This is a genomic window from Novosphingobium sp. FW305-C-30-35 (genome assembly GCF_058783135.1).
In genome coordinates, this window is the sequence record NZ_JBYSYJ010000001.1 from 1,571,375 (window position 1) to 1,598,368 (window position 26,994).

The following is a 26,994-nucleotide window of genomic DNA, read 5'->3' on the forward strand; positions in this document are numbered from 1 at the left end:
TGACCCTAAGGCCGCAACTGCCTTTCGTTGGTTTAGCCGATCTTAACCCGAAACGGATAGTCCCAGACCCACAGCCGACAATGGCCAAAGGGTTTTGCGCAATGTCCGAAATGGGGATGCAGGGATTCATGGCGCCTGCCGCCAACCTGGAAGAGGCCGGATCGGCATCGGCCATTCTGGCGGCACCCCAGAATGCCGTTGGGTCGGAGAACGCGCGCCACCCTATCGGCTTCGTGCGCGATGTTGCCGGCTCAAGCTCGGCCATCGCGCTTGATCTCGCCCGCCTCGAGCAGTGCTCGGCCGACCTCGATCCCTCGGTGTCGATGTCGGGCAAGGTCGGCAGCCAGATCAAGATCCGCGTCGGCAATTCCTGGCTCCTCGCCAGCGTGCGCACGCAGCGGCAGGATACCACCGTCGATGGCGGCGTGGTCGCCCAGATCGATTTCCTTGGCGAGGGCGAGGAAGAGCGCCTGACCGGCAAGATCTATGGCTTCCGCCGCGGTGTTACCCGTTATCCTGTCCCCGGCGCACTGGTCTATCCTGCCACCAGCAACGACCTGCGCCAGATCTATGCCAGCGATGGCCGGACCAACATCTCGATCGGCACCGTCTTCCCCACGCGCGATATCCGCGCCGGGCTCTATGTCGATGCCCTGCTTGGCAAGCACTTCGCGCTGCTCGGTTCGACCGGCACCGGCAAGTCGACCGCTGCCGCGCTGATCCTCCACCGCATCTGCGAGATGGCGCCTTCGGGCCACATCGTGATGATCGATCCGCACGGGGAATATTCCAGCGCATTTCGCGTCACCGGGCAACTGCTCGACGTGTCGAACCTGCAGATGCCCTACTGGCTGATGAACTTCGAGGAACACTGCGAAATCCTCATCACCTCGTCGGGCACGGATCGCCAGATTGACGAGGACATCCTTGCCAAGTGCCTGCTGGCGGCGCGCATGAAGAACCGCCTTGCCGAACAGATCGGCAAGATCACGGTCGATTCGCCGATCCCCTATCTGCTGTCGGACCTGATGATCATCCTGCAGAACGAGATGGGCCGCCTCGACAAGGGCACCAACTCGATTCCCTACATGCGTCTCAAGACCAAGATCGAGGAAATCCGCAGCGACCCGCGCTACCAGTTCATGTTCTCAGGGATGCTGGTGGGCGACACGATGGCCGAGTTCATCTCGAAGATCTTCCGCATGCCGGCCAATGGCAAGCCGATCTCGATCATCGATGTTTCGGGCGTTCCATCGGAAATCACTTCCACCGTCGTCGCCGTGCTCAGCCGCCTCGTGTTCGACTATGCCATCTGGGCACGCGACGAAGAGACGCGGCCCGTTCTGCTGGTCTGCGAAGAAGCCCACCGCTACGTGCCGAGCGAGAAGAACTCGGACGGCTCTTCGGTCGGCCGCATCCTCTCGCGCATTGCCAAGGAAGGCCGCAAGTACGGCGTCTCGCTGGGCCTGATTACCCAGCGTCCGTCAGACCTTGCCGAAGGCGTGCTTTCGCAGTGCGGCACGATCATCGCCATGCGCCTCAACAACGAGCGCGACCAGGCCTTCGTCAAGGCGGCCATGCCCGAAGGCGCGCGCGGCTTCGTCGATACGATTCCTGCGCTGCGCAACCGCGAATGCATCATTTCGGGCGAAGGCGTCTCGATCCCGATGCGTGTCTCGTTCGACGAGCTCGAGGCGATCAAACGCCCCGCCTCGAATGACCCCTCGTTCTACGAGCTGTGGAGCAAGAGCGGCGGCGAAGACCGCGCGGTCGAACGCACGGTCCAGCGCTGGCGCGCCCAGAGCCGCTGACGCGACCCTGGGGTCAGGACCCTAAAGACTCGGCGCCATGCGTCCGGCGGGGTCCGCGTCGGCATGGGTTTCCTCCTCGCACTCCTCGTCCGGCACAGCGCGTGCGCGATCCCGCCATTGTGGCTGGCGATAGGCATGGACCGAGAGCGCCACGGCAACTGCGGAACTGACCGGGAATGCCAGCCACAGGGCATCCGCGCCAAGGCTCGGGTAGAAGGCGTAATAGAAGCCCAGACGTACGGGATACATGGCGATCGACAGGATGATCAGCGGCGTCCAGACCACCCCGCCTGCGCGCATCGTGCCAAACAGCACCATGGTGATTCCGAACAGGACATAGCTCCAGCTGGCCAGGAACTGGATATGACGCGCCTTATCCACCGCAGGGCTTGCCGCGCCCAGGAACAGCTCCAGCGCCGGCCGGTCGAACAGCAGGATCAATGCACATAGTGCTCCGGTCACCGTAAGGTTCAGCATGACCCCCGCACGCGAGATGCGGTGGAGCCGCTCATCCAGGCCCGCGCCGATCGCCTGCGCGGCCATGGCGCTGACCGCAGCGGAAATCGCCATCGCCGGCATCTGAAGATAGGTCCACAACTGCAGCGCCGCGCCATAGGCGGCGCTGACCAGCAGGCCCTCGCGATTGACCAGACCGATCACGATGATGCCCGCCGCCGAGATAACCAGCATCTGCGCGCCCATCGGCAGGCCCTTGGTCAGGATGTAGCCGAGTTCGTCCCGGCGCGGCCACAGCCATTTGAGCTCCGGCCCCCGCAGCCGCAACGGCAGGTCCTTGACGTAGACATAGGCGACGATGCCCGCCATCGACACGAACGAGGCAATCGCCGTCGCCAGAGCCGCTCCGGCGATGCCCATGGCCTGGATCGGCCCGAAACCGCCGATCAGCAAAGGATTGAGCGCGACGTCGAGCACCGAAGACAGGACCATGAACTTCAACGGCGTCGCCGCATCGCCCCCGCCCCGCAGGCCCATGCCCAGCATGACCGTGATCATCGAGGCCGGCATGGCGATGAAGATCACCCGCAGGTAGGTCAGCGCATAGGCATAAGTCTCGCCCGGCGCGGCCATTGCCGTCAGCAGTTCGGGCGCGAAAAGCCAGCCCAGCGTGCCGACAACCAGCGACAGCAGCACGCAAAAGCCCACCGCCGAGCCGAACGTCCGCCGCGCCGCCAGCACGTCGCGCGCGCCGAAGGCCTGCCCGATCTTGACGGTGGCCGCCATGCCGAAGCCGAACGCTGCGGCAAAGACGAGGAACATCACCACGTTGGCATTGGCAGTCGCCGCCAGCGCGCCCTCGCCCAGCATCCGCCCCACCCAGATCGAATTGATCGAACCGTTGAGCGATTGCAGGATGTTGGATGCCAGCGTCGGCGCCGAGAACAGCACCAGCGTCTTGAGGATCGGCCCGCTCGTCAGGTCCCGACCGCGCCCCGGGGGTCCAGCCAAACGCTCAGTCCTTCTTCAGTGCGGCCAGCGCGGCGAAGGGGCCGGTGGCAACGTCGCCGCCGAGATTGTGCTCGGCGCGCGCCTTGTCGGCATCGGGTCCCTCGGCAAAGGGATCGATCGCCAGTGCCAGGCTCTGCGCCACGGCCTCGCCCAGATCGAAGCTGGTGCCTTCGTATTCGATCTCGTCGCAATCGTCGGCGGTAATCTCGATCTCCTCGTCGGGATCATGGGCCGCGCCGGGTGGGACGAAGCGCAGCGAGATGGGTTCGCTGATCGTCACCGGGAAGTCCTCGCCCGAGATCGCGCAGGCCTGCACGATGGAGGCGGCGAGATGGCCTCTTGCCTCCACGGAGTCCCCCTCCTGCCTCAGAGAGATGGTCGCCTGCATGGCTTTCACCTCGGAGAGTTGGAAACGCGCCGCAAGACGCTTGCGCTCTGCCTCGGTCGGCTCCAGCACCACCGGCTCGTCGCCAATCTGACGCAGATCGACGATGCGCGAGAACTCTGAATTCATGGTCATTTTCCAATCTCCGCATCGAGAACGCGGAATGCGGGGACGAGGTCCAGCCCGGCGGCGAAAGCGCGCACGCGCCGCGTCAGCAGCAGCGGATCGGTGCCATCGTGCAAGGTCACGTTGCGGCTGATCGCTTCGGCCATCAGCGCCTCGTCCCGCGCCGCCAGCGCCTCGCGATAGGCACCAAGGCGCCCGCCCAGCACGCTCATCAGCTGGCCTACGCGCTTGCCCACGATCACGTCGCCCACGCCGCTCTCGCGCAGCTGTCCGTCCATGTCCTCGACGAACAGTTCGGTAAGCCGCACCGAAGGCTCGACGAGTTCCGCGTCACGCTCCATGCGGATCAACACGACCGACAGGATCAGCGTGATCATGTCGAATCGCCCGCCCACCGTGTCGGCGACGCCACAATCGCGGTACCATTCCTTCTCGCGCGCGATCTCGACAGTGCGGTGCCACAAGGGCCGCGCGACCGCGCGATCATCCTGCTTGCGTCCGAACAGCTTGGTAAGAAGCGACATCACGGCATTCCTTGGCATTCCGCCCGTTCAGGGGCGATTAAATCTCGGCCGTCCAGCAGGCTGCTTGCGGGCGGCATTGCGGTAATCCAGATTGGACCCTAAGGGTCGCCCAATTGATCTCGGCGATATAGGCTGTGCATTCCCGATGCAAACGGGCATGACGGCGATAAGTGAAGAGCGGAGTTTGCGAATGCGGAACATGCGGCTGATGGTGCAGGGTGCGGCGGTGCTCGCCCTCGGCGTGGCCGCGTCCGGCTGTGCCAGCATCAAGGACCATCGCGGCTACATCATCGACGAGGCACTGGTCGCCTCGGTCCAGCCTGGCGTCGACAACAAGCTCTCGGTCGAACGCACACTGGGCCGCCCGACCTTCACCAGCCAGTTCGGTCGGCAGACGTGGTATTACGTTGCGCAGAACACCAGGCAGCGCCCGTTCACCCGTCCGCAGACGTCGGACCAGAGCGTCATCGTCGTCGATTTCGACGCCCGCGGCAATGTCAGCTCGATGGGCCGGCAGGGGATGGAGAAGGTCGTCCGCCTTTCGCCCGAAAGCGACAAGACGCCGACCCTCGGGCGCGACCGCAGCTTCTTCCAGGATCTGTTCGGCAACATCGGCGCGGTCGGCGCGATTCCGGGCGGCGCCGGTGGTGGCGCACCGACCGGCACCGGTCCCAACGGCAGCTGAGGCTCGGGCGCTTGAATTCGCCGCCGCGCTCCTCATATCGCGGCGATGGACGACAGCAGGGCGAGCCACGGCCTTATCCAGTGGCACGGCACCACCATCATCGGGGTGAAGAAGAACGGCCGCACCGTCATCGCAGGGGACGGCCAGGTTTCCATGGGCAACACGGTGATGAAGCCGAATGCCCGCAAGGTGCGCCGCATCGGAGATGGCAAGGTGGTTGCCGGATTTGCAGGCGCGACGGCCGATGCCTTCACCCTGTTCGAACGGCTGGAGCGCAAGCTCGAACAGCATCGCGGCCAGCTGATGCGCGCCGCGGTCGAACTCGCCAAGGACTGGCGCACCGACAAGTACCTGCGCAATCTCGAAGCACTGATGATCGTGGCCGATGCCGAGACGATGCTGATCCTTACCGGGAATGGCGATGTGCTTGAACCGGAAGGCGGAATTGCCGCAATCGGTTCGGGCGGCAACTATGCGCTCGCCGCTGCCCGCGCCCTGACCGACTACGAAGACGACGCCGAAAAGATCGCGCGCCGCGCCATGCAGGTCGCCGCCGAAGTCTGCGTCTTCACCAACGACCGCGTGACGGTCGAGGAAATCTGATGAACGACTCCCTTACCCCCAAGGCCATTGTCCGCGCGCTGGACGAACACATCGTCGGCCAGACCGATGCCAAGAAGGCCGTTGCAGTCGCGCTGCGCAACCGCTGGCGTCGCCAGCGCCTGTCCGCCGACCTGCGCGACGAGGTCAGCCCGAAGAACATCCTGATGATCGGGCCGACGGGCTGCGGCAAGACCGAGATCAGCCGCCGGCTGGCCAAGCTGGCCGATGCGCCCTTCGTGAAGGTGGAAGCCACCAAGTTCACCGAGGTCGGCTATGTCGGCCGCGACGTGGAACAGATTGCCCGCGATCTCGTGGAAGAGGCGATCCGCCTCGAGAAGGAGCGCCGCCGCGATGCGGTGCGAGACGCTGCCAGCAAGGCCGCGATGGACCGCCTGCTCAAGGCGCTGGTCGGCGATGGTGCCAGCGAAGCAACGCGCGAAAGCTTCAAGGCAAGGCTGGCCGATGGCTCGATGAACGACGTCGAGGTCGAGATCGAGGTCGAGGATACACCGTCCGCTCCCATGGAGATTCCCGGCATGCCCGGCGGCATCGGCATGATCAACCTGTCGGACATGATGGGCAAGGCGTTCGGCAAGCAGGCGCTCAAGCGCCGCAAGATGCGCGTCGCCGACGCCTGGGACAAGCTGGTCGACGAAGAGGCCGAAAAGCGCATGGACCAGGACGACGTGGCGCGCGAGGCGATCCGCAATGCCGAGACCAACGGCATCGTCTTCCTTGACGAAATCGACAAGATTGCCGTGTCCGATGTGCGTGGCGGATCGGTCAGCCGCGAAGGCGTGCAGCGCGATCTGCTGCCGCTGATCGAGGGCACGACGGTTGCCACCAAGTACGGCCCGATGAAGACGGACCACGTCCTGTTCATCGCCTCGGGCGCGTTCCACGTGGCCAAGCCCTCAGACATGTTGCCGGAACTTCAGGGCCGCTTGCCGATCCGCGTCGAACTCAAGGCGCTCAGCGAAGACGACTTCGTGCGCATTCTTTCGGAAACGCGCGCAAACCTCGTCGAACAGTACCGTGCGCTGATCGCAACCGAAAACGTCACGCTCGACTTCACGCCGGAATCCATCCGCGCCATTGCCCGCACGGCGGCACAGGTGAACGAAAGCGTCGAGAACATCGGCGCCCGCCGCCTGCAGACGGTGATGGAAAAGCTGCTCGAGGAAGTGAGCTTCGATGCTGAGGACCGCACCGGCGAGACGGTGACGGTGGACGAGGCCTATGTCGCCGAGAAGCTGGCGAACCTTGCCGGCAATGCAGACCTGTCGAAGTACATTCTGTGACCGTCCGGCTCGTCCCGGCAACGCCGACGCACTTCGCGCGTCTGCTTGAGGGGCAGCCGCCAGAGCAGGCGATAGTCCTGCCGCATACGCCGGTGGCGGAAGCCGAAGTACTGGCAATGCTGGCAGGGTTGGCCGAGGCTGTTGGCGAGATTTTCTCGCCCCCGGCGTGGCTTGTCGTGTCAGATGACGAACTCGTTGGCCTGATGTCGGTCACGTCGGTGCTCGAGGAGCGCCGGCTGCAGATCGGTTATGGCGTGGCACCAGGATCGCAGGGGCGGGGTCACGCATCGGCAGCGCTGAAGGCGCTGGTCGACTGGGCCAGTTCGGACCCGCGCGTTGATGCGCTTTATGCCGAAACGCGCACCGACAATATCGCCTCGCAGCGGGTGCTTGAGCGCAACGGCTTCGTTCAGATGGCCGAACGGCTTGACGCGGAGGACGGCGCGCTGTTCTGCTGGCATATCGACTGCCGAGGAACATGATGTACCAGACCCCCGATGACCGCCCCGTCTACCGCCTGCTGACAGGCAAGGACGACCGCGCCTTCTGCGAGCGGGTATCCGAGGCGCTGGCGCAGGGCTGGCGGCTCTATGGCTCACCCGCGATGACCTATGACGGCGGGATGGATTGCATCAAGGTGGCACAGGCGGTCGTGTGGCACGAGGCAGACGTCGTCAAATAGCCGTCCCCCCATACAGCAACGGCCGGAGTACCCTCCGGCCGTCACCAAAGCGCTTGGGCACGCCGATCAATAGGTTGCCGGCGGATCGCTCGCCGGAAAGCTCTCGTCCGAGGCCTGGTCGACCTTGTCCCAGCGCTTGGGGTCCGATCGCATGCCCTCGGTGCCGGCACTGCGCACCTTGGCAAAGTTGCCGCCCGACTCCTCGCCTTGCGCGAAAGCGGCCGGTGCCTGTTCCTCGCGATTCTTCTGCGCCACGCGCCAGATCGCATATCCCGCCGCTCCTGCGACGGCCCATTGCAGCAGGCTCATTACACGTCTCCTGATTGGCGGAAGGCCCGCAGCCTTCCCTCTCGATCAGGCAAACGCCCGAACCGCAGAAAGGTTCAGGCTCGAGAATTCCTGCTGGGCATGCTCATGGCTGAGGAACAGGGCGCGGAGTATTGGTCGGACGGGGCCTCGCGCCTGCCGCTGCAGGGTCGTTGCCGTCGCGCCGACCAGTGGCGCGGTTGAGGAAATCGTCGTTCGCGGCCTGCGGAACCTCCGGCGGTATGCCCTCGGGTGGTGCATTGGGATCAATTGCACCGTCATCACCACGCCGGCGCGACGGATCGACCAGGTTGCCCTGCTCGTCGACATAGAAGTAGTCGTCAGGGTTGCCCTGCATCGCCTCATCATCGGGTTCGAGCTGCCATTCCGGCAGCTTGAGTTCAGTGTCGAACTGTTCGACCGGGCGCTTGCGCGTGGCGACCTTCATGTAGGCCGCGAAGGCGCGCGCCGGTGCGGCGCCGCCCTGCAGGCCGGGCACGGCCTTGGCATCGTCGCGCCCCATCCACACGCCGGTGGTGATACCGCTCGAAAAGCCCAGGAACCAGCCGTCCTTGTTCGACGATGTCGTGCCGGTCTTGCCGGCAACCGGCCTGCCGATCTGCGCAGCGCGGCCTGTGCCGATATTGACCGCGGTCTGCATCAGGTCGGTCATCGCGGCAGCGACATAGGGCGGGACGAGCTGCTGCGCGGTCTCCGTGCGGTGCGTGTAGAGCACTTCGCCGTCGGTCGTCGTCACCTTGCGGATGCCGTAGGGCGTAATCGACATGCCCTTTGCCTGAACCGAGGCGAAAGCGCGCACCATGTCGATCACGCGCGCTTCGGACGAACCCAGGACCATCGAGGGCAGCGTGTTGATCGGCGTGGTGATGCCAAAGCGGCGCGCCATGTTGGCAACGGTGCCGAAGCCCACTTCATTGCCCAGCTGTGCCGCCACGGTGTTCTTGGAATAGGCAAAGGCCGTGCGCAGGTCGATCTCGCCCGCATAGCGATTGCCGTCGTTGCGCGGGGTCCAGCCATCGATCGTCACCGGCTCGTCGACCACGCGGTCATCCGGCGTGTATCCCGCCTCGAGCGCCGAGAGATAGACAAACAGCTTCCACGCCGAACCGGGCTGGCGGACGGCGTTGACTGCGCGGTTGTAATTCGAGGTTACATAGTCCGTGCCGCCGACCATGGCGAGAACCGCACCGTCGCGATCAAGGGAAACAAGTGCGCCCTGCGCGCCCTTCGGCGCAAATCCGGCCACTGCGCTGGTCGCGGCCTTCTGCGCGATCGGATCGAGCGTGGTCCACACTTCGATCGGCTTGTCGTTCTCCGGCAGGATCAGGTCGAGCTGCGGCAGCGCCCAGTCGGTGAAATAGCGTGCAGAGTTCTGGCCTGCGCTGTCCGAGACCATCTTCACGGCCTTCAGGTCCACGCTCTGCGCTTCCTGCGCGGTCAGCACGCCCGCGCTCTGCATCGTCTGCAGAACCACGCCAGCGCGGCCCACGGCCGCCTCGGCATCGGCCGTTGGCGAATATCGTGACGGCGCCTTGACCAACCCGGCGATGATCGCCGCCTCAGGCAGCGTGATTTCCTCGCCCGAATGGCCGAAGAACTTGCGTGCGGCGCTGTCGATGCCATAGGCACCGCCGCCGAAGTAGACCTTGTTGAGGTACAGCTCGAGGATCTGGTCTTTCGAGAACTTCTGTTCGAGCGCCAGCGCCAGCACCCATTCGCGCGCCTTGCGGCCGAAGGTCTTGGTGTTGTTGAGGAAGATGTTGCGGGCAAGCTGCTGCGTGATCGTCGAGCCGCCCTGCTTCCATGTGCCGCTTTCCACGCGCACCATCAGCGAACGGACGATGCCGATGGGGTCCACGCCCCAGTGGCTACGATAACGCCGGTCCTCGACCGAGATCATCGCATCCTTCATGTCCTGCGGGATGCGCTCGTAAGGGATCCACTTGCCGTAGCTTGGCCCCAGGGTCACGATCTCGGAGCCGTCGGCGGCACGCACCACGATCATCTGGCCGGTCTGGCTCGATTTCAATTCGCCATAGCCGGGCAGCGAGCGCACCGTGACGGCAACGGCCACCACCAGCCCGATCGTGCCCAGCAGCGCAAAGCCGGCACCCCAGGCAAGCAACCGCCGAACCCATCGGCCCAGCATCGATCTGCTCTTGGGTTGCGGCTCCGACCTGCCGCCCTCGGGGCGGCGGGGAATGTCCCGTCTGGCCATCAGTCTTGTACCGCTTCCCTCATTCTCGGCCTCGTTCCGACATCGGCGCAGGCCGTCCACGCAAATCTGCGGCCCTTTGCATAGGGCAGTTGTAACGCAGGGTTAACCGCAAAATCGGCGAACGGCCAATGCTGCCGGTTCAGAGCGCTTTCCGACTCAGTCTTTCGGCGTGAAATCCAGCGAAGCGCTGTTCATGCAATAGCGCAGGCCGGTGGGATTCGGACCATCGGGGAAGACATGGCCAAGGTGCCCGTCGCAGCGCGCGCAGCGCACTTCGGTGCGGACCATCCCGTGCGAGCGATCGACGATTTCCTCGACCGCCTCGGCCTCGACCGGGGCGTAGAAGCTCGGCCAGCCGGAACCGCTGTCGTACTTGGTGTCAGAAGTGAACAGCGGCGCTCCGCAACCGGCGCAGTGGTACTCGCCGGGTGCCTTGTTCTTCTCGTAAGCCCCGGTGAACGCACGCTCGGTGCCCCCCTGACGCAGGATCTGGTACTGCTCGGGCGACAGACGCTCGCGCCACTCGGCGTCGGTCAGGTTCATCTTGTCGGACATTGCGGGGATCTCCTTTGCCGCCAATATGGGAAGCCCGCCCCGCCCGCTCAATAGTGCGATTTTTCCTGCGGTTTGGCGAACTCGTAGCAGCGCGCGATGTCGTACTTGTCGACCCCGCCCTTTCCGTCCGCCGCCTCAGCCGCCATCGCCTCGCGCGCCTGCGCCAGCGTGCGGTCAGCGTCGTCGCCGCTGCCACCGGCAGCGATGATCGCCTCGCGTTCGCGCGATGAAAGCACCGATTCCAGTGTCTTGAGATCCTGCGCCGAAGTGCTCATCCCTTCGCGGGCATGGACCTCGTTGTAGGCAAGCCCGAGGATCGCGGCGCATTGCTTGAGGGTCGGCGCGATCAGCGGCGGGACGGTGGCGTCAAGCCTTGCGAGGCAAGGCCCGGCAAGCGCCGACAGGGCCTTGTCGGGATCGGGCGCGGTCTGGAGCGCCTGAACCTGCTCGGCGATCAGGTCGCGCACCTGCTCGCGGGTCAGCGCACCCTCCTTCATCGCGCGCTCGCCCGAATCGGCAAAGAAGGTCTTGCCGCGCACCGCCAGCGGCGGCCAGCCTTCCAGCGCATCGCCCCCCGATTGTTCAAGCGCGACAATGGCAAAGGCCGCCGAACAGCGCAGATCCTCGCGGCTTTGAGCTGTAAGTTGCGGCGCTGCCTGGGTTTGGGCTTGGGCCTGCACCGACACAAATCCAACTGTCAGGGGCAGAAGGGCAACTCTGGCGAGCAGAGCGCTAACTCTCGAAGGCATTCGCATGGCACGAGCATAGCGAAAAAAGGGGCCGCGAACAGACTTGCTGTTCACGGCCCATGTGACCTTCACGGTCAGGGATTGCGCACTCTGCAGGGTAACGAGAGGGAGTGCGCGCTGGAGACTGGTGCTGGACTTATCCGGCCGCTGCCTCGTTGCAGCGGGCGAGGTCCTCGGCGGCGAGATCGCCCTGCGGGGTGGCGAAGCGCGCGACGGGGCCGACCTTCTGGGCAAGGCGGGCGCAGACGATGACCGGGCGCGATGTATCGCGCGGGGCCGAGCATTCGGCGCCTTCGCACTTCCACAGGACACCCTTCTGAATGACCTTCTGCGCACCGTCCATCGGACGGGTCAGCGTGGCCGAATAGAACGAGCCGCCGGTGTTGGCGCGGGCTGTGTTGGCGGTTACCGCGAAGCTGAGCGTGGTGCCGACCAGCGCGAGGACGGCCGGAAGGAGCTGGCGCAGAGCGCTGCTGGAATTTGCTGAGATCATCGTTCTTCCCCTGAAACAACCTTGTTAGGGCCACGGAAATTGCAGGGTTCTGGAGAGGATGCTATTTCCGTTGCGAATCGCTACCTATCAGGATAGGTTTCAGGTTGCAACTAGAAACTTAAATAGGCGACGATCATGGGCTATGCAGAGGACGACATGGAAAAGCTTCGCGAACCTCTTGGCGAAATCGCCCAATGCGGCCTGCCCCTTGCGCTCGAAGCCATGGGCGAGCGATGGTCCTTCATGATCCTTCGCGCCGCTTTCAACGGCGTGCGCCATTTCGAGGATTTCCTCGAAGCGCTGGGCATCGCCCGCAACATCCTTTCCAACCGGCTGTCAAGATTGGTCGAGGCCGGCATTCTCAAGCGCGAGCACTGCGCCGATGACCGGCGCCGCATCGAATATCGCCTGACGCCGAAGGGTCTCGACCTGCTCCCCGCCATGCTGGCGCTGCGCCAGTGGGGCGAGAAGTGGGAATTGGGCACGCCTGCCAATCCAGTGCTTTGCGATTGCCGCGACGGACGGCCGATCGCTCCGATCGGCATTCTTTCGCACGACGGCCGCGAACTGACGCCGAATGACCTGACCTGGCGTGATCGGGGCGAGATCGAAGCCGAACCAAAGCCTGCCGCGCTTCGCGAAATTGGCTGACTGACCTTTGGGCCGACCGGCCATCAAACTGACGGGCCATCAGGAAAAAGGGACCGCCGGACTAGCGACGGTCCCTTGAGTTTGACCCGGTGGGGGACTGGATCCGCCGGGTTTGCAAGCTGCCGGGATCAGCGGACAGCAAGATCAGTCTTGGATTTCTGAGCAGCGGCCAGCGCGGTCGCCTTCACTTCGGCCTTGGCGCGGCGGGCATCGGCCATCGAGCGGGCAAAACAATCGCGCGCCGATTCCCATTCGCTGGTCGGCAGGTCCGCCTTGTTCAGGCCACAGATGTCCTTGGCGGCCTGGCGAAGGCGGGCGTTGAGCTGGGCCTCGCCCTGCTTGGTGGTGAGATCGAGATCGGAATAGACGACCGAGCGCGTGCCGGCAGAGGCAGGCTGGCTGGCGGCAAGAGCGAGGCCGAGGAGGCCGGCGGAGAACAGGGTCTTGGCAAACATGGCAACTTCCTTCGACACGGGAGCCGGCGGGGGACCGGCCTTGGGGGGCGTTTCAGCGGCTGATCCGGTTGATCGGGTGCACCGCATGCATTCTCGCTACGCCCGGTGGTCGATGAAATCTTGCGCGTCTCGACCAGCTTTCCGTTACGAACGACAAGTGTTTAGCCCATCCGACGAAACGCAATGTCCACTCCACGAACTGCAGGTGTGACAATCCCTGCGCGATTCCCTAAAGGTCGCATCCAGTCCATGGCGATTCTGATCACCTTCCTTCTGGGCATCGGCAACTTCGCGCTGCACCGCGCCGTGATGGACAGCGGGCACCCGCTGCTTGCCCGCCTGCCATGGATGGTCCACGCCTTTGGCGGGCGCTTCACCCTGCTGCTGGAGTTCCTGCTGTTGCTTGGCGCGCTGCTGTTTGCCTCGGAAGGCGTGGTCAGCGGCCCGATCGCCTACGTCATCTATTCGATGCTCAACAGCTTCTCGGCCTGGCTGATCCTGACAGATCGCGTTTAGAGCAGCCGCTGCGGAACCGCCGCGCGTGCTGCCGGTTCTGCCGGTGATGACGCTCTCTCCTCTCTGGCTCGTGACGAACGCCGCAAGCGGCAGCAACAGCGACGCGGCGGTCGATGATCTCGTCGCCTCGCTCTCGGCCGCCGGGTGCGCGCCGGCGCGGGTCATCCGCTTTCCCGATGAGGAGCTGCCCACGCGCGCGCAGCTTGAAGCAGACAGCATCGCGACGCTTGCCGTCTTCACCGGCGACGGCACGATCAATACCGCGGCCTCAGCACTCGAAGGCTGGGGCGGTGCGCTGCTCGTCCTTCCCGGCGGCACGCAGAACCTCCTGTCGAAGTCTCTCCATGGCGACGTTCCGGCAGAGGAAGTGACCGGCAAGCTCGGCTCGGCGCGACGCGTGCGGCGGCAGGCGCTGCGCACCTCCCAAGGCGTCGCCCTCATCGAACTGCTGGCCGGCCCCGGCGCGATGTGGGCCGACGTGCGCGAAAGCGTGCGCGATCTTGATCTGCCCACCATCGCCGAGACTTTCACCACGGCCCTGCGCGAAACCCGCGAAGGGCCGGGCGTCCGCCTATCCGCACCCGTGACAGGAGCGCAGCCCGAAGGATATCGCGCCGTGCGCATGGCACCGCTGGACGGTGACAGCATGGAAGTGGACGGATACGACTTTTCCGACTGGGGCGAGTTTGCCGCGCAAGGCTTTGCCATGCTGGTGAAGCGCGATTTCCGGCAGGGCCCCCACGACGAACTAGGCCAGTGTTCGTCGGCAACACTCGAAAGCGACGGCCCGATCGCCATGATGATCGACGGTGAGCGGCGCGAAGGCGGCATGCGCGAGGAAGTCACCTGCGAGGAATTCGCGCTCGACTTCCTTTGCACTATCGCACCCGGTGCTTGACCGCAGCGGGCCCAGCGACGATCAAGCCTGCCCGATGACCCGCCTCTTCCACATCAGCGATATCCATTTCGGCCTTGAAGACCGGCGCGCCCTCGATTGGGTCGCGCAATGCATCGCGCGCGAAAAGCCCGATGCCGTCGCCATCACCGGCGATCTGACGATGCGCGCACGGCACCGCGAATTCACCGCCGCCTGCCACTGGATCCAGGCGCTGGACGTGCCGGTGACGGTCGAGGTGGGCAACCACGACCTGCCCTATTTCAACCTGATCGAACGCTTTATCGATCCCTACCGCCGATTCCGTTCGATCGAAGGCGTGCTGGAGCGGGAACTGCCGATTCCCGGCGCGAAGATCGTGCCCCTCAAGACAACCGCGCGCGCGCAGTTCCGCCTGAACTGGTCGAAAGGCACTGTGGGCAAGGCGGCGCTGGCGCAGACGTTGGCGGCGATCGACGCGCTCCCGCCCGGCACCCGCGCCATCGTTGCCTGCCATCACCCCCTGGTCGAAGCCGGCACCCGCGGCAAGGCGCTGACTCGCGGCGGCAACCATGCGCTGGCCGAGCTGGCGAGGCGCAATGTCCTCGCCGTGCTGTCAGGCCACGTCCACGATGCGTTCGACCTGATCCACCCCACACCCAACGGGCCGGTGCGCATGATCGGTGCGGGCACGCTCAGCCAGCGCGTCCGCTCCACTCCGCCCAGCTTCAACGAACTGACGCTCGATGGCGACATGATCACCGTCCGCGTCCGCAACCTCGAACACGTGCCGACGCGAGACATGCTGATCGACGACGTGCCGGAGAACGCGCTGCCGCCCCGGACCGAGGGCGAACCGGTGGCGCCGGTGGCGGCCGTGCCCGCGGTCGATCCGCCGGTGCATTGAACGCACTGCGAGAGGACCCTTATCGGCATTGCCCTCAGTAAGCGCTCGTATGCACTTTCGAGCATTGTTTCGCTGTTGGCCGCTAGATGCGGTCACGTCAGGGTTTATCGCGTCAACACTTGCCACGCTGCTGATCCCCGCAGGAGGGAAAGGCGTCGCAATGCTGGACTGGTTTGAACGAAGGCGCCGATCGTCGGCCTGATCGAGGGCATCGCCTTCCAGACCAACCTGCTGGCGCTTAACGCCGGTGTCGAAGCAGCGCGCGCAGGCGATGCCGGCAAGGGCTTTGCCGTCGTCGCCACCGAAGTTCGCGGATTGGCACAGCGGTCAGCCGATGCGGCCCACGACATCCGCACGTTGATCTCGAAATCGGGCGAACAGGTGACGTCGGGCGTCAGCCTCGTCAGCCAGACGGGATCGGTTCTGGTTGCCATCGTCAATCGCGTGAGCGAGATCAGCGACCTTGTCTCGCAGATCGCGGCCACGGCCCGCGAACAGGCGAACAGCCTCGACACGGTGAACCGGACTGTCGCCGACGTTGACCGCGTGACGCAGCAGAATGCGGCGATGGTCGAAGAATCGACGGCAGCGGCACGCTCGCTTTCGCGTGAGGCGAGCGACCTGACAGACGTGGTGCAGCGGTTCGCCGGAGGGCAGAATAAGGTCGCCGCGATCCGCCCTGCGGCGGCGCCCCCCTCGCCCGCCGCCCCCGTTGCCGCATCACCTTACCGAAGCACCGGCAATGCGGCTTTGAAACTGGAGCCGGAGACCGACTGGTCGGAGTTCTGACGACGTTCAGGCAGTTCGGGGGACAGCCCTGATCGTCAGTGAAGTTCCCTTTACGATCACGTCGATCAGGCGGTCGATATTGGGGTGAGCGCCCGGACGCGCCCGTGCATCGGGCGTGTGCTCGGCGAAGATCGCAAGGCCGTGCTCGGCAGCCGCGGCATCGAGCCTGCCGAAGCAGAGCTGAAGATAGTTGTAGACCTTGAGCGAGCCTTGCTTGCCTGCTTCATTCGGGATCGTCGCCACGACCGTGCCCGAAGCGTCGAGCAGATCGATACGCGCAATGCCGTCGATGGAGGGCAGCAGGGCGAGGTTGTCCTTGAACGATGCGGTCGGTGCAACCGGCGTCATTGCGATACTCATTTAGGGCCCACTCCCATGTTGTCGATCAGACGCGCCGCGCCGATGCGGGCGGCGACAAGAAGGCGGGCGCTTTGCCCGGTGAAGGTTTCGATAGCCTCAAGCGTGGCGGCATCGCGCAAGTCGGCATAGTCGACCGAAGCGAATCCGGCGGCGATGATGTCGGCGTTGAGCGAGCCAAGCGCCTGCGGCACCGACGCGCCGCTCTCGATTGCCGAAATCGCGCGGCGCATCGCCGCCGAGAGGCCGGCCGCCTGTTCGCGCTCCCGCTCCGTCAGGTACTGGTTGCGGCTGCTGAGGGCGAGGCCGCTTGCCTCGCGCACGGTCTCGACCCCGATGATGTTCGAAACGTGCGGCTGGGTGAGATCAAGGTCACGCGCCATGCGGCGGATGATCGCCAGTTGCTGCCAGTCCTTCTCCCCGAACAGGGCAAAGTCCGGGCGAACCTGGTTGAACAGCTTGCACACCACTGTGGCGACACCATCGAAATGGCCGGGGCGTGCGGCGCCGCAGGCGACCTCGCTGACGCCCGAGACCGAGATGTTGGTGGCATAGCCATGCGGATACATCTGATCGACCGTGGGCGCCCACAGCACGGCGACGCCTTCGGCTTCGAGCAGCGCGGCATCGGCGGCGAGCCGGCGCGGGTAGGCATCGAGGTCCTCGTTCGGGCCGAACTGGCGCGGATTGACGAATATCGAGGCGACCACGTGGCTGGCCCGTGCGCGCGCTTCGCGCACAAGCGTCAGGTGACCTTCGTGCAGCGCGCCCATGGTGGGGACGAAGGCCACGGTTTTTCCCCCGATTTTGAGCGCGTCGACCGCATTGCGCAGGTCTTCCAGCCGGTTGATCGTTTGCACCTTGGCAGCCACTCCACTAAGTCAGATGCCACGGGCGATACGGGCGGCGGACGCCTCTCGCAAGCCCGTGCAGCGTATCAACCACGTGAGTTACCAGCCTTGTCCAGCGCCTCGTCCCTTGGCCCGCATCGCATCGTCTTCGCCAATGAAAAGGGCGGTACCGGCAAGTCGACGACGGCGGTCCACGTCGCTGTTGCCCTCGCCTACCAGGGCGCTCGCGTGGCGACGATCGACCTCGATGCCCGCCAGCGCACGATGCACCGCTACTTCGAGAACCGCGCCGAGACGATGCGCCGGCGCGAGATCACGCTGCCGACCGCGACGTTCGAGGTCTATGGCGGGGACAGCATCGAGGAGCTCGACGCGCTGACCGAGCGGCTTTCGCAAAACCACGACTTCATCATCTTCGACACGCCCGGACGTGACGACGTGCTGGCCCGCCACGTTGCGACGCGGGCGGATTCGCTGGTCACCCCGCTCAACGACAGCTTCGTCGACTTCGACCTGATCGGCCAGGTCGATGCCGAAACCTTCAAAGTGCGCCGCCTGTCGTTCTATGCCGAGCTGATCTGGGAAGCGCGCAAGAAGCGGGCGATGGCAACGATCAAGGACGCGCGCCGCGAGATGGACTGGGTCGTGGTGCGCAACCGCACCGGCTATACCGAAGCGCGCAACCAGCGCCGTATCGACCAGGCGCTGACCGAACTGTCCAAGCGCGTCGGCTTCCGCGTGGCGAGCGGCCTTTCGGAGCGCGTGATCTATCGCGAACTGTTCCCGAGCGGGCTGACCCTGCTCGACAAGGGGCACCTGGGCGAACTGGGCACGAGCCACCTCGTCGCACGGCAGGAATTGCGCACGCTGGTCTCGGGCCTCAACCTGCCGATGCCGGGCAAGACCGCACCCGAACCGAAGCTGGAAAGCGCCGCCTGATGATCAAGCTGCTCACGTTTGCGATCCTGGCCAGTCTTGCGTGCAAGCTGCTGGCAGGGCGCTGGCCGTGGGAGCTTTTGCAAGGAGACCCACGCGCCGCCAACGAGGCGCGGGCGCGCAACCTCCTCGGCATCGGGCCGCAGGCGGGATATGACGAAGTGATCGAGGCGCATCGCCGCCTGCTCCAGAAGGTCCATCCCGATCGCGGCGGCAGCAACGAAGCCGTGCATGAGGCAAATGCCGCGCGCGACCTGCTGCTGGCGCGGCTGGCCGACCGGCGCGGGGCCTGATCGGGTCGCCGAGGCAGCAACCGGATGACCGCGCACCGCTTCCACCCTTCGATCCTGCGCGAATACGATATTCGCGGCGTCTTCGGCGAAACGCTGAGTGCGGACGATGCCCGCGCGGTGGGGCGCAGTTTTGGCTCGGTGGTACGATCACGTGGCGGCGCCCGCGTAGCGGTCGGCTGCGACGGGCGCATCAGCACGCCGGTGCTGGAACATGCGCTGGTCGAAGGACTGACCGCCAGCGGGGTTGACGTGGTGCGGATCGGGCTGGGACCAAGCCCGATGCTCTACTTTGCGGCAACGCCCGGTTCGGGCGGGTTAGCCCCAGAGGTGCAGGGCGGCATTCAGGTAACCGGCAGCCACAATCCCGCCAATCACAATGGCTTCAAGATGGTACTTGAAGGTGCGGCGTTCTTCGGGAGCGACATAGTCGATCTCGGGCGGATCGCCGAGGAAGGCGCGTGGACTTCCGGCAACGGGCGCGTCGAGCACGCCGACGTTTCCGCCGCCTACGTCGATTGCCTGATCGGCGTGCTGGATGGCATCGGCCTGGATGTGCTGCAAGGACTCGCCATCGGCTGGGACGCGGGCAACGGCGCTGCCGGCCCCCTGATCAAGGCGTTGACCGCCCGGCTGCCCGGTCGGCATGTCCTTCTTCACACGAGCGTGGACGGCCATTTTCCCAACCATCATCCTGATCCGACTGTGGAAGCCAATCTCACCGATCTTCGCCGCGCTGTCGCGGCGGGAAGCCTCGACTTCGGACTGGCATTCGACGGGGATGGAGACAGGATCGGGGCTGTCGATGGCCGGGGTCGCGTGCTCTGGGCCGACCAGCTCCTGGCGATCTATGCCGAGGAAGTCCTGCGCGAGCGCCCGAAATCCACGATTATCGCCGATGTGAAAGCCAGCTCAACGCTGTTTGCACGCATTGCAGAGCTGGGCGGAACGCCCCTGATGTGGAAAACCGGGCATTCGCCGATCAAGTCCAAAATGAAGGAGACACTTGCCCCGCTGGCCGGGGAAATGAGCGGCCACATGTTCTTTGCCGACCGTTATTTCGGATATGACGATGCGCTCTATGCCGCCGTCAGGCTGATCGCGGCAACCGTCAGGCTGGGCAAGTCGGTCACGCAGATGCGCGATGCCATGCCCGAAATGGTCACGACGCCCGAGTTGCGCTTCGCCGTACCCCGCGAACGGAAAGCCACAGCGGTGGCCGAGGTATTGCAGAATCTCCGCACGGATGGCGCCGAGGTGAACGACACCGACGGCGTACGCGTCGACACGGCCGACGGCTGGTGGTTGCTGCGATCATCCAACACCGAGGATGTGCTGGTGGTTCGCGCGGAGTCCGCCGACCAAGGCGGGCTCGACCGGCTCATGGCCGAAGTCGACACCCGCCTTGCTGCCGTGGGGATCAGGCGTCCGGCGTGACCGAACGGTCGCCGTTGCCCCAGCCCAGCGTGCCGCCCTGGCCTTCGAGACCACTGCCGGCCTTCACGCGCAGGTTGTTTTGCACGTGCTTCACCCCGCCGATGTCCTCGACGACGTCTTCCGCGCGGCGCTTTTCGGCGCGGCTGCCAACCGTGCCGGCCAGCGTCACTTCACCTTCGGTGACCATCACCGTGATCTGGCGCGCATCAATGTGATGGTCGTCGGTCAGGCGATCGTTGGCGTCCTCGCGGATGCGTTCGTCCGAGCGCGTGTAGTCGTCCGGGCCCTTTCCGCGATGGCTCTCGCGCTGGCCCCCTCGTCGGCTATTGTCCCGGTCGTCATCAGCGCCGAACCAGCCGCGCACCTCGTCGACAGCACGGTCGAAAAAGCCGCGGGGATCATGGTCGCCGTAACCGCCGCGACCGCTGTAGCCGTAGGATGACGGGTAACCTCCGGCCGAGCCGGTGCCATAGGCCCCGTATCCGGCTGGCCCGCCCCAGGCACGACGGCCTTCGCCATAGTCTTCTGCCGTGAAATAATCGGCGGTGTTTGCGGCGTTGCCGCTGGCCGTATCGCGCCAGCGCGAGCGGCCCTGCGGGGCGCGGGCCTGCCCCGTGTAGTGCCGGTCGCCCACTTCCCAATCGTGGGTACGCCGATCGCCGCGCATGTCCTGGTCCATCCATCCGGTTGGCGGATCGCCCAGCGGCGTTGACGCCCCGGTCGAGCCGGAGCGACCCCACTGGTCACGGTCGCGGTCGCTGCGGTCATTGCGATCCCGGTTGAATTCCGGGGCGAACTCGCCGGAATAATCGCGGCTCTGGCGTCGCTCTTCGTCCTGCCAGCGGTCGCGCGAGTTCCAATCCATGCGTTGGCCCATGGCTTTTTCTCCTTTCAAGGCGTTGTCATGGAAAGAAAACGGACAGGGGCGTGCCCTGCCCCCTCGCCCCGGCGCATCCACGGTCCATCCCGTCGTGCCTGCTGCCCGGCGCGCTTTGCGCTTGCCAACCGCGCGGGCCCTGTCGCATCACGCCGGTTGATATCTGCAGGAAGACGAATGCTCATCGGGATCGATCTGGGGACCACCAACAGTGCGGTGGCCGTGTGGCAGGCAAACGAGAACGGCGGAGAGGCAAAGCTCGTGCCGAATGCCCTCGGGGCGCTGCTCACCCCTTCTGCCGTTTCGGTCCTGCCCGATGGCACGACGCTGGTCGGAGCCGCCGCGCTGGAGCGGATGGGCCTCAAGGATGGGGCCACCGCAACCAGTTTCAAGCGATTCATGGGCACCGACCGCAAGGTGAAGCTGGGCAAGAAGGAGTTCTCTGCCGAGGACCTGTCCGCGCTCATGCTCATGGCCCTGCGCGACGATGTGGCCGCCTGCACCGGCACCCGCCCCACCGAAGCCGTCATCACCGTGCCCGCCTATTTCAACGACCGCCAGCGCAAGGCGACCCGCCGCGCCGGTGAACTGGCGGGCCTAACCGTACGCCGCCTGATCAACGAACCAACCGCCGCCGCGCTCGCCTTCGGCCTGCAGGACAAGGCCGAGCGCGAGCCGTTTCTGGTGTTCGACCTGGGCGGAGGCACTTTCGACGTCTCGATCGTCGAGATGTTCGAGGGCATCGTCGAGGTCCGCGCCTCGGCAGGGGACAACCGGCTGGGCGGTGATGATTTCAATGCCGCTCTGGCGATGGCCGTGCGTGGGCGGCTCGATCCCGACGGCCTGCTCGCCAAGCTGGAAGAACCGCGCGCACAGGCCCTGCTGCTGCAGGCCGCCGAACGTGCCAAGCGCGCGCTGAGCGAGGGGCAGGAAGCCGAATTTGCAGTGACGGTCGAGGACCAGCGGCTTTCCACCACGATCACCACGAGCGAATTCGAGGCCCAGGCCGAAGGGCTGATCCGCCGGTTGCGCGATCCGGTGGTGCGCGCCCTGCGCGACAGCCAGATCGACGCCGCGTCCTTGAGCGAAGTCGTGCTTGTCGGCGGGGCCACGCGCATGCCGGTGGTGCGCAAGGCGATCACGCGCCTGTTCGGACGCTTCCCAAATTCCTCGGTCCATCCCGACCATGCGGTGGCGCTCGGCGCGGCCATCCAGGGCGGGCTGATCGCGCGCGACGGCGGGCTCGAGGAAATCCGCATCACCGACGTCTGCCCGTTTACGCTGGGCATCGAGACAGCTGAGCATTCGGCGCGCGGCACGATCCAGCAGGGCCTGTTCTCGCCGATCATCGAACGCAACACCCCGGTCCCGGTCAGCCGTTCTGGTATCTACAGCACGATGGGCGACAACCAGAAGCAGATCGAGGTGAAGATCTACCAGGGCGAGGCGCGCGAGGTTTCGGGCAACGTCCACCTCGGGCAGATCAAGGTGCCGGTCCCGGCGAAGCCTGCGGGCGAAGTCTCGATCGATGTGCGCTTCTCCTACGACAGTTCGGGCCTGCTCGAGGTGGACGTGGAAGTGCCGCTGACCGGCGCCAGGCACAACCTCCTCATCATCGACGAGGAAGACCGCAAGGCCGCGAAGGATCTCGATGCCCGGCGCCAGGCGCTGGCCGCACTGAAGCACCACCCGCGCGAGGAGGCGGGCAACCAGGCGCTGCTGGCCCGCGCCGAGCGGTGCTACGAGGAATTCCTGGGCGATGTCCGCGCCGTCATCGGTGACCGCACCCGCATGTTCGTGGCAGCGCTCGACAGCCAGGAACCGCGGCGCATTGCCGATGCCTCGGCGATGCTGACAGAGCTTCTCGACATGCTCGAAGCCAACCCGCCGCTGTGACGCCAGAGGGATGACACCCACTCAAGCCTGGAAGGTCCTCGGGATCGCGAAGACGCCGGACGTGGCGGCGATCCGGCGCGCCTATGCCGAGCGCCTGAAAGCCATGGACGTCGACAAGGACGTCGATGGCTATGCCCGGCTGCGCGAGGCGCGTGACAGCGCCCTGCGCTGGGCGAAGATGCAGGCAGCACCGCCTGCCGATGAGGAGTTCGATCCTTTCGCGGGCGTGACGCCGCTCGGGGATGCCGGAGAGGCCGCTCCCGAGGCCGAACAATCAAGCTGGCTCTATGCCGCCCCTGCAGTGAAGGGCGAGGTTGATCCCAGCCTGACGCGCAAGCTCGGCGAGGCGGTTCCGAAGCTTGACGTGACGCCGGGTTTCGTCGCCGCGCAGGCCCCGGCTGAGCAGGCCATCGCGGTCAAGCGCGATCCGTTCGAACGCCCCGTCCTGCTGGGTCTGGAGCCGACCTCGGACGCGGTCATGCCGGCATGGGCGCACGAGCAGGCGCTCTATCGGCTGCTTCTGCCAGACATGGTGGACGACGAGGAGACCCTGCCGCCGCTCGAAGGCTGGGAGGAGGCCATGGCGCTCGGCCACCTCAAGGCCGTGCTGCGCAATGCCGAAACCGTCAGCGTCACCGCCTTTGACGAGATCGACAACTGGCTGGCCGGTATCCTTGCCCGCAGCTGGCCACGCTCGGCCCCGCTGCTGGAGCCTGCCGCCAAGGTCTTCGGCTGGGAAAGCGAGCGCGGGCAAGTTTCGGAAAGGCCGGCCATAGCCTTCCTCAACGCCCGCCTGCGCGGCCTGCGCTTCCGCGAAAAGGTGCAGGACCCGAAGCACCCGCTGCACAAGGCGTGGAACGAACTGACCACGCCCGCGCAACAGGGCAGCCGCAAGGGCTGGTTCGTCAAGCGCGCCGACGTGGAGCAACTGCTCGAAGGCGTGCGCAAGAACTTTCCGGAAGTGGAGCACTACTTCGATCCGTGGCGCGTGGCGCTGTGGGAAAAGAACACCAGCGCAAACGTCGGGCAGGGCTGGTTCAGCAGCGGTCGACTGATCCTGTTGGCGGTCATCTTCGGCGTACAGATCCTGCGGGTCGTGTTCAGCAGCAACGACAGCTCGACCGAACCCCCGCCGGTGCCGGAGATTTCGATCAGCCAGAGTGCGCAAGAGAAGGAAATCGTCGGCCGCGCGGTTACCGCCGTGTTCGGGCCGGAGATCACCTTCGATGGTCTGCAGTCGCTCCAGCCCGATCTCGCCGCACTGTTCAGCGCCAACCGCACCATCGCGCGCGCAGATGGCAGCAGTGATGAGGCCTACACCGCGAAAGTGCAGGATCTGGTGCGCGAACGCATGTATGCGACTGCGCTTGCCGAAAAAGGGGGTCTGCTGGCCGATGTGCAGCGCATTCGTGCCGACCTGCTGCGCGCCGCGCGAAAGACCGGGCCTGATGCCTGCATGGCTTTCCTCCGCACGCGCCGCATGGCATCCGGGGTCAAGGTTCCTCCTGCCGTGCTGGAACGCGAACGCACCCTTGCGGTGAAGATGCTCGACGCCCGCCAGCTCGGCCCGCCGCAGCGGATCAAGCCGGGGACGGCAAGCGTGCCGGGTGAACTGATCGGCAAGGTCATCACCGAAACCGGCATACCCGACAAGCGCGTGCGGCAGGCGATGGGTGGCAAGGGTTCGGACGCCGACCAGTGCGCGGTGACCATCGGCCTGATCGACGCCGCGCTTGGCTGGAAGGTGGCGACAGAACGAGAGGCGATCCTTTCGGTTCTGTAAGGCCGTGCCTATCTTGGGGGCGATGACGCTCGCTCCCTCGATCACTGACTGGTTCGAAAGCCGCAGCTGGCGCGTGCGGCGTCACCAGAGCGAGATGCTGGAAGCAGCCCGTGCGGGCGATCATGCCCTGCTGGTGGCCGATACCGGCGCGGGCAAGACGCTGGCGGGGTTCCTGCCGACGCTGCAGGATTTCGCAGGCGATGATCTGCCGGGCGACGGACTGCACACGCTCTACGTCTCGCCGCTGAAGGCGCTGGCGCATGACGTGCAGCGCAACCTTCTCACGCCCATCGAGGAAATCGGCCTGCCTATCCGGGTGGAGACGCGCAGCGGCGATACGCCTTCGGACCGCAAGGCCCGCCAGCGCGCCAAGCCGCCGCATGTGCTGCTGACGACGCCTGAATCGCTGTCCTTGCTGCTGAGCTATCCGGAAGCGGCAACGATCTTCGCGGGTCTGAAGCGGGTGATAATCGACGAGGTCCACGCCTTTGCCACCGGCAAGCGCGGCGATCTTCTCGCGCTCTCGCTGGCGCGGCTGCAGGCGATTGCCCCCGACATGCGGCGCGCCGCGCTTTCCGCAACCTTGGCCGATCCGCAGGACTTCTGCGCGTGGCTCGCGCCCGATGGCAATGCTGCTTCGGTGCGGCTGGTGGAGGGCGAAGCGGGCGCAAGGCCGGAACTTTCGATCATGAACCCCGAGGACGAGCGGGTGCCCTGGGGCGGGCATGCCGCCGCCTGGGCCGTGCCGCAGCTCTATGACGAGATAAAGCGCAACCAGACCACCCTGATCTTTACCAACACGCGATTCCTCGCCGAATACATCTTCCAGCTGCTGTGGGACATCAACGACGACAAGCTGCCGATCGGCATCCACCACGGCTCCTTGTCGAAGGAAGCGCGGCGCAAGGTCGAAGGGGCGATGGCCCGCGGCGAGTTGCGCGCACTGGTCTGCACCGCCAGCCTCGACCTCGGTGTCGATTGGGGCGATGTCGACCTGGTCGTGCAGATGGGCGCACCCAAGGGCTCGTCGCGCCTGCTGCAGCGCATCGGCCGCGCCAACCACCGCCTCGATTGCCCCAGCCGGGCACTGCTTGCGCCCGGCAACCGCTTCGAATTTCTCGAAGCTTTCGCGGCGCAGGAAGCGGTCCACGAGGGGCGGCGCGATGGCGAGGACTTCCGCCCCGGCGGGCTCGACGTGCTGGCGCAGCACGTCATGGCCTGCGCCTGCGCCGGACCGTTTGACGAGAAGGCGCTCCATGCCGAGGTCCGCTCCGCCCATCCCTACCGCTGGGTCGATGAAGCGCAGTGGCAGCGCGTGCTCGAATTCGTGGCAACCGGCGGCTATGCCCTGCGCGCCTATGATCGCTTCAAGCGCATCGTGCGCGACAAGCATGGTACCTGGCGACTGACCCACCCCGAACATGCGCCGCGCCATCGCCTCAATGCCGGAATCATCGTCGATTCCGAAATGCTCGACGTGCGCTTTCGCAACGGCCGTTCGCTCGGCAAGGTCGAAGAGAGCTTTGGCGCGACGCTTTCCCCCGGCGATACGATCCGCTTTGCCGGGATGGACCTTGAGGTCGAAGGCGTGCGTGATCTTGAACTGATCGTGCGGGCGGCAAAGAAGCCGGGCCAGATCCCCAGCTACATGGGCGCGCGCCTGCCGCTGACCACGCACCTGTCCGATCGCGTGCGGGGGCTGATGGTCGATCGTGCTGGCTGGTTGCGCTTTCCCGATGACGTGCGCGAATGGCTGGAAATGCAGGACTGGCGCAGCCGCTTGCCGGGGCCAGGCATGCTGCTGGCCGAAAGCTTTCCTCACCATAACAAGCACTACACCGTCTACTACACGTTCGAGGGCTGGAACGCGAACCAGTCGCTCGGCATGCTGATCACGCGCCGCATGAACGAACTGGGCCTCGCCCCGCTGGGCTTTGTCGCCAATGACTATTCGCTGGCCGTTTGGGGTGCGAGGCCGGTCCTCGATCCCGCGCCGCTGCTCTCACCCGACATCCTCGCGCATGAGTTCGTCGAATGGGTGCAGGAATCGCACCTGCTGCGCCGCGCCTTCCGCGAGGTGGCGGTGATCTCGGGACTGGTCGAACGGCAGCATCCGGGCAAGCGCAAGTCGGGCAAGCAGGTCACCTTCTCGACCGACCTGATCTACGACGTGCTGCGCAAGTACGAGCCTGACCACCTGCTGATCCAGGCCGCATGGGCCGATGCCCGCGCGCGGATGACCGACGTCGGCCGGCTGGGCGACCTGCTCGATCGCGCGGCTGGCCAGCTGGTCCACGTCGAGCTGGACCGCGTCAGCCCGCTTGCCGTGCCGGTGCTGGTGATGATCGGCCGCGAGACCACGCCAGCGGGCGCTGCGGATGATGAGCTTCTGGTCGAGGCGGAGAGCCTTGCCGCTGCGGCGATGCGGGCTGATTGAGGCGTAAAAAAG

29 protein-coding genes are annotated in these 26,994 nt (G+C 65.6%); 17 read left to right on the plus strand and 12 right to left on the minus strand.

Annotated elements, in window-relative coordinates:
- Positions 1-101 precede the first annotated feature (101 nt).
- A complete protein-coding gene (locus tag AC3WLM_RS07770; RefSeq protein ID WP_492477058.1) occupies positions 102-1,811 on the plus strand; it encodes an ATP-binding protein in 1,710 nt (569 codons plus the stop codon).
- Between the two features lie 21 nt (positions 1,812-1,832).
- Here AC3WLM_RS07770 and AC3WLM_RS07775 read toward each other — a convergent pair whose 3' ends face one another.
- From AC3WLM_RS07775 to AC3WLM_RS07785, 3 genes are read right to left on the minus strand one after another with little or no spacing between them, the layout of a single operon-like run.
- Positions 1,833-3,278 carry an MATE family efflux transporter gene (locus tag AC3WLM_RS07775; RefSeq protein WP_492477059.1) on the minus strand — a complete coding sequence of 482 codons (1,446 nt, stop codon included), beginning with the start codon at positions 3,276-3,278 and terminating at the stop codon, positions 1,833-1,835.
- Positions 3,279-3,282: 4 nt separating this feature from the next.
- The gene (locus tag AC3WLM_RS07780) at positions 3,283-3,798 is read right to left on the minus strand and encodes a YceD family protein (RefSeq protein ID WP_369821046.1); all 516 of its coding nucleotides are present in this window, start codon (positions 3,796-3,798) and stop codon (positions 3,283-3,285) included.
- Entirely contained in the window at positions 3,795-4,313 is a 519-nt protein-coding gene (locus AC3WLM_RS07785) for a ubiquinol-cytochrome C chaperone family protein (RefSeq protein ID WP_039333455.1), read from the minus strand. Before AC3WLM_RS07785 ends, AC3WLM_RS07780 begins: the two co-directional genes overlap by 4 nt.
- Positions 4,314-4,503: 190 nt before the next feature.
- Between AC3WLM_RS07785 and AC3WLM_RS07790 the strand changes: the two genes are divergently transcribed.
- The 5 genes from AC3WLM_RS07790 to AC3WLM_RS07810 are packed head-to-tail and all read left to right on the plus strand — an operon-like array spanning position 4,504 to position 7,584.
- On the plus strand, positions 4,504-4,998 hold the full coding sequence (locus tag AC3WLM_RS07790) for an outer membrane protein assembly factor BamE (protein ID WP_193827316.1): 495 nt from the start codon (positions 4,504-4,506) through the stop codon (positions 4,996-4,998).
- A 45-nt stretch (positions 4,999-5,043) separates the two neighbouring features.
- A complete protein-coding gene (gene hslV / locus AC3WLM_RS07795) occupies positions 5,044-5,601 on the plus strand; it encodes an ATP-dependent protease subunit HslV (RefSeq protein ID WP_492477060.1) in 558 nt (185 codons plus the stop codon).
- On the plus strand, positions 5,601-6,902 hold the full coding sequence (gene hslU / locus AC3WLM_RS07800; protein WP_039333451.1) for an ATP-dependent protease ATPase subunit HslU: 1,302 nt from the start codon (positions 5,601-5,603) through the stop codon (positions 6,900-6,902). The genes hslV and hslU overlap by 1 nt, the downstream gene beginning before the upstream one ends.
- A complete protein-coding gene (locus AC3WLM_RS07805; protein WP_492477061.1) occupies positions 6,899-7,384 on the plus strand; it encodes a GNAT family N-acetyltransferase in 486 nt (161 codons plus the stop codon). Before hslU ends, AC3WLM_RS07805 begins: the two co-directional genes overlap by 4 nt.
- Positions 7,384-7,584 (plus strand): DUF1737 domain-containing protein, encoded by a 201-nt coding sequence (locus AC3WLM_RS07810; protein ID WP_039333448.1) that lies wholly within the window; start codon positions 7,384-7,386, stop codon positions 7,582-7,584. Before AC3WLM_RS07805 ends, AC3WLM_RS07810 begins: the two co-directional genes overlap by 1 nt.
- A gap of 66 nt (positions 7,585-7,650) precedes the next feature.
- On the opposite strand, the gene AC3WLM_RS07815 is transcribed toward AC3WLM_RS07810, so the two are convergent.
- From AC3WLM_RS07815 to AC3WLM_RS07835, 5 genes are all read right to left on the minus strand, one after another.
- Entirely contained in the window at positions 7,651-7,893 is a 243-nt protein-coding gene (locus tag AC3WLM_RS07815; protein WP_039333446.1) for a hypothetical protein, read from the minus strand.
- A gap of 103 nt (positions 7,894-7,996) precedes the next feature.
- Entirely contained in the window at positions 7,997-10,129 is a 2,133-nt protein-coding gene (locus AC3WLM_RS07820) for a transglycosylase domain-containing protein (RefSeq protein ID WP_193827318.1), read from the minus strand.
- A 156-nt stretch (positions 10,130-10,285) separates the two neighbouring features.
- Positions 10,286-10,684: a peptide-methionine (R)-S-oxide reductase MsrB gene (gene msrB, locus AC3WLM_RS07825; RefSeq protein ID WP_039333442.1), complete on the minus strand. Its 399-nt coding sequence runs from the start codon at positions 10,682-10,684 to the stop codon at positions 10,286-10,288.
- A gap of 47 nt (positions 10,685-10,731) precedes the next feature.
- Positions 10,732-11,364, minus strand: coding sequence for a hypothetical protein (locus AC3WLM_RS07830; RefSeq protein WP_492477062.1), 633 nt, complete (start codon positions 11,362-11,364; stop codon positions 10,732-10,734).
- Positions 11,365-11,569: 205 nt separating this feature from the next.
- Complete coding sequence (locus AC3WLM_RS07835; RefSeq protein WP_052242217.1) at positions 11,570-11,926, minus strand: CC_3452 family protein; 357 nt, start codon at positions 11,924-11,926, stop codon at positions 11,570-11,572.
- Positions 11,927-12,082: 156 nt separating this feature from the next.
- Between AC3WLM_RS07835 and AC3WLM_RS07840 the strand changes: the two genes are divergently transcribed.
- On the plus strand, positions 12,083-12,577 hold the full coding sequence (locus AC3WLM_RS07840; protein ID WP_197423797.1) for a winged helix-turn-helix transcriptional regulator: 495 nt from the start codon (positions 12,083-12,085) through the stop codon (positions 12,575-12,577).
- A gap of 128 nt (positions 12,578-12,705) precedes the next feature.
- Here AC3WLM_RS07840 and AC3WLM_RS07845 read toward each other — a convergent pair whose 3' ends face one another.
- A complete protein-coding gene (locus AC3WLM_RS07845) occupies positions 12,706-13,032 on the minus strand; it encodes a UrcA family protein (protein WP_052242216.1) in 327 nt (108 codons plus the stop codon).
- A gap of 249 nt (positions 13,033-13,281) precedes the next feature.
- On the opposite strand from AC3WLM_RS07845, the gene AC3WLM_RS07850 reads away from it, so the two are divergent.
- The 4 genes from AC3WLM_RS07850 to AC3WLM_RS07865 all read left to right on the plus strand — a co-directional run bounded on the left by AC3WLM_RS07850 (position 13,282) and on the right by AC3WLM_RS07865 (position 16,118).
- Positions 13,282-13,548, plus strand: a complete 267-nt coding sequence (locus AC3WLM_RS07850; protein WP_039333440.1) for a hypothetical protein — start codon at positions 13,282-13,284, stop codon at positions 13,546-13,548.
- Between the two features lie 25 nt (positions 13,549-13,573).
- Positions 13,574-14,446 carry a diacylglycerol kinase family protein gene (locus AC3WLM_RS07855; RefSeq protein ID WP_062347023.1) on the plus strand — a complete coding sequence of 291 codons (873 nt, stop codon included), beginning with the start codon at positions 13,574-13,576 and terminating at the stop codon, positions 14,444-14,446.
- Positions 14,447-14,480: 34 nt separating this feature from the next.
- Positions 14,481-15,329: a metallophosphoesterase family protein gene (locus AC3WLM_RS07860; protein ID WP_492477063.1), complete on the plus strand. Its 849-nt coding sequence runs from the start codon at positions 14,481-14,483 to the stop codon at positions 15,327-15,329.
- 201 nt (positions 15,330-15,530) lie between these two features.
- Positions 15,531-16,118 carry a methyl-accepting chemotaxis protein gene (locus AC3WLM_RS07865; protein WP_492478105.1) on the plus strand — a complete coding sequence of 196 codons (588 nt, stop codon included), beginning with the start codon at positions 15,531-15,533 and terminating at the stop codon, positions 16,116-16,118.
- 6 nt (positions 16,119-16,124) lie between these two features.
- Here the strand turns inward: AC3WLM_RS07865 and AC3WLM_RS07870 are convergent, their stop codons facing one another.
- Both AC3WLM_RS07870 and panC read right to left on the minus strand, forming a co-directional pair.
- The gene (locus tag AC3WLM_RS07870; protein WP_492477064.1) at positions 16,125-16,478 is read right to left on the minus strand and encodes a DUF2322 family protein; all 354 of its coding nucleotides are present in this window, start codon (positions 16,476-16,478) and stop codon (positions 16,125-16,127) included.
- On the minus strand, positions 16,475-17,335 hold the full coding sequence (panC, locus tag AC3WLM_RS07875; RefSeq protein ID WP_427463532.1) for a pantoate--beta-alanine ligase: 861 nt from the start codon (positions 17,333-17,335) through the stop codon (positions 16,475-16,477). Before panC ends, AC3WLM_RS07870 begins: the two co-directional genes overlap by 4 nt.
- A 99-nt stretch (positions 17,336-17,434) precedes the next feature.
- On the opposite strand from panC, the gene AC3WLM_RS07880 reads away from it, so the two are divergent.
- From AC3WLM_RS07880 to pgmG, 3 genes are read left to right on the plus strand one after another with little or no spacing between them, the layout of a single operon-like run.
- Positions 17,435-18,265: a division plane positioning ATPase MipZ gene (locus AC3WLM_RS07880; RefSeq protein WP_039333436.1), complete on the plus strand. Its 831-nt coding sequence runs from the start codon at positions 17,435-17,437 to the stop codon at positions 18,263-18,265.
- Positions 18,265-18,555 carry a J domain-containing protein gene (locus AC3WLM_RS07885; protein ID WP_492477065.1) on the plus strand — a complete coding sequence of 97 codons (291 nt, stop codon included), beginning with the start codon at positions 18,265-18,267 and terminating at the stop codon, positions 18,553-18,555. Before AC3WLM_RS07880 ends, AC3WLM_RS07885 begins: the two co-directional genes overlap by 1 nt.
- 24 nt (positions 18,556-18,579) lie before the next feature.
- Positions 18,580-19,989: a phosphoglucomutase/phosphomannomutase PgmG gene (gene pgmG / locus AC3WLM_RS07890; protein ID WP_492477066.1), complete on the plus strand. Its 1,410-nt coding sequence runs from the start codon at positions 18,580-18,582 to the stop codon at positions 19,987-19,989.
- Here pgmG and AC3WLM_RS07895 read toward each other — a convergent pair.
- Complete coding sequence (locus AC3WLM_RS07895) at positions 19,973-20,866, minus strand: BON domain-containing protein (RefSeq protein WP_492477067.1); 894 nt, start codon at positions 20,864-20,866, stop codon at positions 19,973-19,975. The two genes, pgmG and AC3WLM_RS07895, sit on opposite strands and share 17 nt — an antisense overlap.
- A gap of 177 nt (positions 20,867-21,043) precedes the next feature.
- On the opposite strand from AC3WLM_RS07895, the gene AC3WLM_RS07900 reads away from it, so the two are divergent.
- Genes AC3WLM_RS07900 through AC3WLM_RS07910 form a run of 3 tightly spaced genes read left to right on the plus strand, consistent with a single transcriptional unit; the run spans position 21,044 to position 26,982 of the window.
- Positions 21,044-22,762, plus strand: a complete 1,719-nt coding sequence (locus AC3WLM_RS07900; protein ID WP_492477068.1) for an Hsp70 family protein — start codon at positions 21,044-21,046, stop codon at positions 22,760-22,762.
- 10 nt (positions 22,763-22,772) lie between these two features.
- Positions 22,773-24,545, plus strand: coding sequence for a hypothetical protein (locus AC3WLM_RS07905; RefSeq protein WP_492477069.1), 1,773 nt, complete (start codon positions 22,773-22,775; stop codon positions 24,543-24,545).
- Between the two features lie 22 nt (positions 24,546-24,567).
- Positions 24,568-26,982: a ligase-associated DNA damage response DEXH box helicase gene (locus tag AC3WLM_RS07910; RefSeq protein ID WP_492477070.1), complete on the plus strand. Its 2,415-nt coding sequence runs from the start codon at positions 24,568-24,570 to the stop codon at positions 26,980-26,982.
- The last annotated feature ends 12 nt before the right edge of the window (positions 26,983-26,994 follow it).